The following is a 9,389-nucleotide window of genomic DNA, read 5'->3' as shown; positions in this document are numbered from 1 at the left end:
GGCTGACATTATTGTTAACGGTGTTGATGCTGGAACATTAAGCCGCAGCAGTATTATTTACAGTGGCGAGGGTTTAGGATTGCTAAGCACAACCATTCACTAAGCTGATATTTAAATAGGTAAAATAGAAGCCACGGTGTTAATAGCACCGTGGCTTTTTAGTAAGGATATAGCGCTAGCACTTAGCGCCATCTAACAAGTTAAAAAGTACTCGCAAAATAATGTTTCTGATTGTTAAATTTTGCTCAATTGCTATAATTACATTTGTGTAAAATGTAAATGAATGGTTTATTATTTTAATTTTTAAAGCAAAGGAGTGCTTAAATGGTTAAACAGCAATTAAACATGATGACGTTATGCTTTTATTTAGTATGGTTATCTAAAAAAGAGTCACTAACCTCCCCAGGTGACTTAGTTTCTTCTCATTTATTCAGTGTTTATAGATATAAAACATCTCGAATTTTTTTTACTTTAAAGTCTTCTTTATTAGCACGATTTTTATTTTTAAACTCACCTTTAGTCAAAACGCATCTTTAGTAGGCCCGGTACTGAATAAAAAAGTAGTTTAGTTAATTTAAAATAATAAATTTTTAGTTTTCTTTTAGAGGTAAAACTAACTTAGAAATAAAGTAAAAGGTTATTCACTTAAATTATGTGATTTTTTGTATGTAGCGGCTAATAAAACTGAATTTAAGCTATGTTTCCAGCTTGAATGTTAATGGTTAACTAGCTGATATTTAATTAATTAAAATATTTAATAATATTAATTTATAAACTTAAGGACTAGGGTTATGAAAGTTTTGAATGTCATGTTTTTTTGCCTCCTTGCCTTACTCAGTAGTGTTTTAAATGCTACTGAGTACGGCTGGGAAATGGTTAAAAAACCTAAAGAAATAATGGGCTACGATAGTAATATTGTTGTATTTAAAGATGTTTTATACACTTTAAATGAAGACCAGGTGTCAGTGTCTGCTGATGGTAAAGAGTGGGCGCCAATAGACTTAAGTCATCTTAGTTTAAAAAGTGACATATTCGATAATTTTAGCTCATCGGGAACTGCAATTGCGTTTCAAGGAAATTACAGCGAACTTGTATATAGCCTTGATGGTATCGAATGGAAAAAATCCGACCTGTCTTTTGGTGACTACGGTTTATGGAGTGATAAAGAAAGCTTTTACTTTTGGGGATATCGAGACAACCAACAAACTTTGATGAAAACAAATGATTTTGTAACCGAAGCCGTTGTTTCAGATATGTTTAATTTATTTCCATCTTATGATTTTGAAAATAAAAGCTATCATATTAGAGATATAGTATTTTATGAAGATATTGCTTTTATTTCTGTTTCAGAATACGACTACGATAGTGGTGAAAATGTAGAATACCTTTTAAAAACACAAAATTTCACTGGTTCTGAAGTTATTAACTTGCCTGCAGATAATGGGCAGTTTGACGATGTGATAACTATTAACGAGGTAGTTTATATTTCACTAAGCGGAAATGGCAATGGGGTTTATAAGTTAGCTGCAGGTAACCAACTTATTAAAATATACGATTCTATTTTTTACGATGAATTCAACTTTTTAGCGCAAGGTGATAACCATTTTGTAATTGATAGAAACGGCCGTGTTGCACCACTTACTTCTGACGCAAGCTCTCTTGTTTTTGGAGAGAGTGTATTAGGTCTTATTAATACTTCGTATTTTTTTAGCTTTAACGCCGAGCAGTATTTTATTGCATACAATGGCAGGGTAGGAAAAGTTAACGCTGATTTATCGGAAGCTGAAATTATAAAAAACGAGGTTTATCTAGCTGATGTAAACGTATTTAACGATGAAATTTTAAGTTTAAAATATGAGATTGATATTAGTTATAATACAACCACTAGATTAGAAGCTTATAACATTGAAACAAGCACCACCAGGGTATTGCTAGAGCAACAAAATAATACTGCGAGAAGCTTGCTTGTACGTGACGGTATGATCCATTTATTAGGTGACTCATCATTTTTCAGCTCAATTGATGGAAATAATTGGATAGAAACAAGTTATGGCTTAGATGATTTATTATTTTTTAATAGTGTTAAAACTTTAAGTAATGGTGAAATACTTTTAGAAAGTTATAACGGATTGTATTTAGGTACTAATTTAGAAAGTCTTGAACCTTTAGAAGTTACCTTTGATGACGAAGACTTATTTGTAAGCCGAATAGAGGACATGTATTACGTTAATGGTGCTTATTATGCGATGAGCAATCTTTCTGACGGAACAAGAGGCTTAATTTCGTCGGATGATTTAACTAGTTGGGTGGTTTTAGAGGCGTCTTTCCAATATGCAGAGCTACTTTCTTTTAGTGAAACTGAGTTACTACTAAAAACCTATGATGAAAACGGAGAATTTCAGGTATTAGTTTACGATACTGTTGTTCAGCTGTTAAGAGATTTTACACTCGATTTTGTTGGTGATATTTACAGATTAGACTCATTTTATTTTCAAAATGCGACTTATAATTATGTAAATTATTCGCAATTAATTAAAACTGAAAATGGCAATGTTACCCGCGAAATAACCCCTCAACGTTTTAATAATATAGAACAATTATTTACAAGCGGCGACACATTATTTAGCTACAACAATAGACGAGATTTTTATGTTCGTAAGTTGCTTTCAGAGCTCCCTGACACAGATGGCGATGGCTTAAACGACTTAATAGAGGAGTTCTTAGGAACGGATCCTGCTGTGGCTGATGCACACCAAGACTTTGACAATGATGGTTTAACTAATGCCGAAGAGTATGCTGCTGATACATCTATTCATAATTATGATTCAGATAATGATGGTTTAATGGATGGGCATGAAGTTGCTTTAGGTTCAAACCCGCTACAAAGCGACACTGACGGTGATGGTGTATCTGATTATGAAGACGCTGAACCTAATAATCCTAATATTACTACACTAGTTAAAAAAATTGGCGAAATTGACTTTGAAAGTGAAATAATTAAACAGTGTATTACTAACAGTTATTCATTAGAACAATCAGTATATGATGTAATTTACTTTAGTTGTTGGACACAAGGTGATACGGCGCTTTCTAATATTACTGACTTAGGTAACTTTAAGTTTTTAAGAGAGCTTAGCTTGCCATATATGGAAGTTATAAACTGGGAAACACTGGATGAACTTGAATATTTAACCACGTTTAGAGGCACAAAATTAACAGATGACGGGCTTAATTTACTGGCTAATAAAGCGAGTATAGAACATGTTGATATTCGAAATTCTGTTTTTTCTAACTTGCAGCCATTAACTGAGCTTCCTAATCTGGCAACTCTTGAGTTGTATCGAACTACAGTAGACGATTGGCAAGATTTAATTAATATTGAGCTAACAAATCTATCGGTTCAGGATACGAACTTTACCGATGCATCTTTAATTAATGCATCAGTTAGGTTTTTTGATGGTTCGAATACTGATATTACTAACTTACCGCTACTAAGTTCACTAGAGCAGTTAAACCGTTTGTACCTATGGGGTGTTAATGCAGATGATTGGTCGTTTTTAAGTTCGCTCACTCAACTTGAAGCGCTACATGTAGGTAATTCAAACTTCACTGATTTGAGCTTTATAAATAGCTTTAACTTAACAAGCTTATATTTGTCTTATACACAAATTACTGATTGGAGTGGTGTTAGCGAGTTTAAATCACTTAAGCAATTTTATGCACAGCGGACAAATTTTAGTGACTTATCGTTACTAGAAGGAGCACCTCTTGAAACTTTAAATGTTGCAGAAACTCAAATATCTAATTGGGAGCCAATCAGTGGTTTTAGAAACTTATATAACCTTTATGTAAGAAGTACATCCTTTTCAGATTTAAGTTTAATAGACTTAAGCTCAGGGAGCTTAAACATTGATATTGAATATACGCAGGTTGAAAACCTGTCGCCATTATTTGATTTTATGGGAAGTTATTTAAGCGTTTTAATTGACGGAATTCCGTTAACTGATCCTGCGCAATTAGACACCTTAACTACTTTAGGAATTGAGTATTACGGTACACCTTCGGGTTTAGAGGACACCGACGGTGATGGCATTAGAGATGCTATTGATGAAGATGACGATAATGATGGAATGAGTGATGAATACGAGCTTGAAAATGGGCTTGATCCGTCAAACGCATATGATGCCGGTTATGATTATGATGGTGATGGTTTAACTAACCTTGAGGAAATGACTTTAGGAACTAACCCTCAGTCGTCTGATACCGATGGGGATGGTCTAACCGACGGTCAAGAAATAACCTTAGGCACTAATCCAGCACTTAGCGATTCTGATAACGATGGTGTATCTGACTATGAAGATGCTGAACCTAATAACTCTAATGTAACTGCACATGTGAAAACAATTGGTGAGCTTGAGTTCGAAAATGCTGTAATTGAGCAGTGTGTTAAAAGTGATTATGCGCTTGAGGAGTCTGTTTATAGCGTCGATTATTTTTACTGTTGGTCTAATGATAGCGCTGAAATCGAAAACATTAACGACTTAGTGCACTTTAAGTTTTTGTCTGATTTACAGCTGAATAATATACCAGTAAATAATTGGGATGCTTTGGAAGCGTTTATTAATTTAAGAAGTTTTGCCGGTGCAAATATAACTGACACAGCTCTTTCATTAATGGCTCGTTTAGAAAAGCTCGAAACTATTACTATGTATAACTCGCAGCTTTCTAATTTAGCGCCTCTGATGAGTTTACCTAATCTATCATCTTTAGATTTTAATAATTTAGTTGTTGCGGATTGGCAGGCGTTGAATGACCTTTCGATTTATCGCTTATGGATACAAGGCGGGAATTTTACCGACACATCATTTATTAGCGAATCAGTAAACTATTTTTATTTAGGTAATGCAGAGGTCTTTGATTATTCTAGCTTGAGCTCATTACCTCAGCTCAGGGGGGTTCGTTTATGGGGCACAGAAGTTGATGATTGGTCATTTTTAAGCTCTTTATCTCAGCTTGAGCATTTATATTTAAATGATACTAACTTTACAGATTTAAGCTTAATAAATGCTTCTAATTTAAGAACGTTAGATTTATCTAGCGCACAACAAATTACAGATTGGACAAATATTACTGGGTTTACTTCATTAGATCGTTTAGAGCTTTCAAACACAAACTTTAGTGATTTAACTCTTGTAAATAATCTACCTCTGTATAGTTTAGACCTAAGCAATACATCAGTAACGAATTGGGAGCCAATTAGTGACTTTGAAGGGTTACGTTATTTCTATGCTGCAGGAACATCATTTTCTGACTTGAGCCTACTAACTCTCGGTGATAACCACTATGGTTTTGATATTTCTAATACTCAGGTCTCTGATTTATCTCCGTTATTTGAGTTTTCGGGTGTTGGATTATGGTTGCGAATTTATGATATTCCATTATCAGACTTAGAGCAGTTAACTACATTAACTGAGCTAGGGATTGAGTATTACGGTGAGCCAGCTAATCAAACTGACTTTGATGGTGATGGCATTATTGATGCACTAGATGACGATGATGACAATGATGGAATGAGTGATGAATATGAGCTTTTATATGGCTTCGATCCATTAAATTCTGATGATGCAAATAGTGACTTTGATAGTGACGGTTTAACGAACCTTGAAGAAATGTTACTTGAAACTAACCCACTTTTAGATGATACAGATAATGATGGAGTTACAGATAATTTAGATACGTTCCCGCTTGATGCGACTGAGTCAGTTGATACCGATAACGATGGTATAGGTAACAACGTTGATTTAGATGATGATAACGACGGCATATCTGATGAAGATGAACTTAAGTTAGGCCTGGACCCGTTAGACCCAACAGATGCTAATTTAGCACCTGCTAACTTAGTACAGTTTAGCGACACCAATGGTGACGGTACAGCCGACTGGCTGAAGTATTCACTTATTAATGGTAATGCTTTGTTTAGTATTATTGATGGGCATGACTTTACCGAGTTAGCTGCGTATGAGCTAAGTGATGGGTTTGACTCAGCAAGTATTCAACTGTTGGGTGACCGTAATAACGACGGCATAAAAGAAATAGGCTTATTTGGTTTTAATAGTGCTGTAGGGCGTTACCAGTTAGCGGTTTATAATGGCTACACAGGTCAAGGCATGGGCACATGGAACTGGGTTAACACCTTAGGTGAGGTTGCCTTTGAATTAGTGGGTGATTTAACTAACGACGGTGTTGAAGAGTACGCGATTACCGGTATTCATTTAACCAATGGCACAAAACAGTTGTTTGTAAAAAATGGCGCGACCAAACAAACGTACAAAACGTTTAAATGGCCAAACCAATGGTTAGACGCACGTATAGTTATAATGAGTGATGTAACTAACGACGGTATACCTGAAGTTGCGTTATACGGACGCCATGAGCGTTTAGATAAAGGGCAACTATTTGTTTACGACGGCGCCAATGCCAATAACAAATTAGATGTGTATAACTGGAACAAACTGTGGAATGACATAAGCCTACATGAAATGGACGACCTAGATGGTGAAGGCTCTATTGATTGGGGGCAATTTGGTCAGCGTAAAGATGACGGTCGTTACCAATGGGTTGTTAAAAAAGGACACGATAAGCGCGGTGTAATACGCACGTTTAGCTGGCCAAACGACCTAACTGATGCACAGCCATTACTACTGAGTGACCGCACAGGTGATGATGTAAAAGAAGTCTCTGTGTATGGTAAAAACAGCAGCGGCAAACTGTTACTACGTGTAAACGACGGACGTTTAGCCAATACCCGCATAGCGAATTACAGCTGGCCAGCAATATGGACAAACGAGCAAGTAATGGAGCTAGGGGATTTAAACAACGACGGTACAAACGAAGTTGCATTGTTAGGTGTAAATGTTAACTCAGGCAAATACCAGTTAGTCATAAAAGACGGGCAAGCACTGACTGAGTACGGACGCTTAACGCTAGAAGGCGATTGGGCAGATTTAGCGATTAGCTCATACGATGTAAACAGCGACGGACAAGCCGACATAATCGTAAACGGTGTTGATGTGGGGACATTGAAACGTAGTAGCCTTATTTATAGTGGTGATGGTTTAGGGTTGCTAAGCACCACCGTTCACTAAGCTGATAATTAAGTAATATATAAAACCAAGCCACGGTGTTAATAGCACCGTGGTTTTTTATTGTAACATCTTTGTTAACGGTATGTTGGTGTGCTATTTTTAAAATCAAGAATTTTATATAGGGATATTTTGAATGAGGTTATTAATACTAGTTGTTTTTTTTATTTCATTTCAAGTCACTGCTTCTGTTCAGATTGCAACTGATATTCTAAAAGTCCAGTCTGAAGCTTTGGGCACAGCTTCAAACAAAAGCGCAAATGCAGTTGCCCAAAACCTTGAGTTTCAGTTACAAAACGTATACGAAGTAGCAGACTTGCCGAGCTTTAATTCAAGTGATAACAGACTTCTTCTCAAAACTGTCGACGCTCTATATTCTCATCCGATTATTGAGTCTAGGGCTGGTTTAGCTTCCGCATTAAATAGTGTTTCATCCGCAAGTGATAATATAGAACTAATGAGTAATGTGTATAGCTTAGCCCCCTCACTATTTCAAAATATCCTAAGCTTAAACAACATAAGAAATCAACTAAAGCGAATAGTTAAAACAGGGGGTACTTATAAGAAACTTAAGATGAGATCCCGGATCTTGTCAAACTTAATAGCTTTTGGTTCAGGTAATAGAACTGCATATTTGAGGTTGAAGTCTGATTATAATGAGCTGGTCATTTTGAAGTATCAAGTAAAAGAGCTTGGTGAGTTTTTAAATGAAATAAGAAAAAATTTAGAAATAAATAATGGTGAGCTCTCTTTAAAAACTGTTAATGCAATTAAAGGCATTATTGAAGTGTTGAAAAACGATGTTTCTGATGATGTGATCAATAACTTAAAAAATGATGAATGGGCTAAGCTAGTCATTCAAGATTTTATTATGAGTAAATGGCGAGATGAAGGTAGAAGCTTCTCTAACATGAAGGCTTATATTAAAGATGATTCATGCGAAGATATCTTTAACTTCACGCCATGTAAAGTATTTACAAGTAGTTATACTGTTGGAGATTTATTTGAAACAGGCGTTGATGAAAGTGATGACGATTCTTTTTATTATTTTTCAGCAACGACTCGGCTAATTAATGAAGATATACCTAACTATTATTCACTTTCAATCCCAACCGAAATATTAGACCATCCTAATTATGGTATACCTACATCAATAAATTTTAATATTGCAGGTAAAAATATTTTTTCAAAGTATAATGAGGATATAAGCAATGTTGTTTATATTGAAGGTACAGACCAGGTTAAGTCATTTTACATTAATTTAAATGAAATTGACCAATCTCTCAGTGTAGATGTCTTAGTTAAATACTCTGATGGAGACTTGTTATTTGGCGTTGGGGGCTTTAAGTTTTTTCCACAAATAACAACATTAGATTTCTCTATAACTGAAGAAGTTACAACAGACAAATTTGAACTCGGGGTTGAAGCGTGTGGAGATTATTTAAGCCAAGCTTATCTTAATTATAAAGCTAAAGATCAGTTAAAGTGGCTAAGTCGTCTACATGATATAGAAGTAGTTGAATCTGTTGGAAATTGCCATAAGTATACAATGATAGTAGATGGAAGAACCTTGTCTGGTTACACATCTTCGAATATAGATATAGATTTATATATCGAGGCTGCAAATTTAATTTCAAACTCTGAAAGGACCTACCTTTTAAATAGTATAGATGTCGATAATGACGGAATGCATGACGAGCTTTGTGAAATAAAATATTTTGGTAACCTATTTAAAGAGGGAAGTTCAGACGAAGACGAAGACGGCATCACTAATGCTAACGAATGCTTAAATGGAACAGACCCTACACTAGCCGGTCATAAAGGTATAATTGAAACTATAGATATAGAGAGGGTTGTATTTACTGATAATACCTCTATGTGCTCTATAGATGAGAGTTATTGGAAGAACGTAAACCTTAAATGTAATTTAACACTTGGTCATGATTTAACCGTATATGGTGACTTTCATATAGCCGGCGCAATAAATTTGAATGGCTATACATTGAGTGTCGGCGGCGATACACTTCACTCAACAGGTGTTTTGGAGCTCAATGGCGGTAAGCTATTAGTAAAAGGAGATTACCGTCTGCAAACCCCAATTGAAGAGGAAGGTAAGTACACGCATTCAAGCGGGTTGCTTCGTATGGTAAACGCCAGTGACTATGTATTAGTGCATGGTGATTTTGTAATAGATACATCACGTGGCTCAACCTCTGGTAGCTATTTCACGGCCGGTGTATTGGAAGT

Annotated in this window: 2 protein-coding genes; both read left to right on the top strand. The window is 35.5% G+C overall.

Features of this window, described 5'->3' with window-relative positions; genetic code table 11:
• Positions 1 to 791: 791 nt before the first annotated feature.
• Entirely contained in the window at positions 792 to 7,145 is a 6,354-nt protein-coding gene (locus tag H5092_RS02670; RefSeq protein WP_182732855.1) for a leucine-rich repeat domain-containing protein, read from the top strand.
• 133 nt (positions 7,146 to 7,278) lie between these two features.
• Positions 7,279 to 9,389 (top strand): hypothetical protein (locus H5092_RS02665; protein WP_220492431.1); only part of this gene is annotated, 2,111 nt, incomplete at its 3' end.

It is taken from the genome of Pseudoalteromonas sp. SR41-7 (assembly GCF_014163935.1).
GTDB classification, from domain to species: Bacteria; Pseudomonadota; Gammaproteobacteria; order Enterobacterales; family Alteromonadaceae; genus Pseudoalteromonas; species Pseudoalteromonas distincta.
Note: the sequence above shows the minus strand (reverse complement) of the source record. Positions and strands in the feature narration are given on the sequence as shown.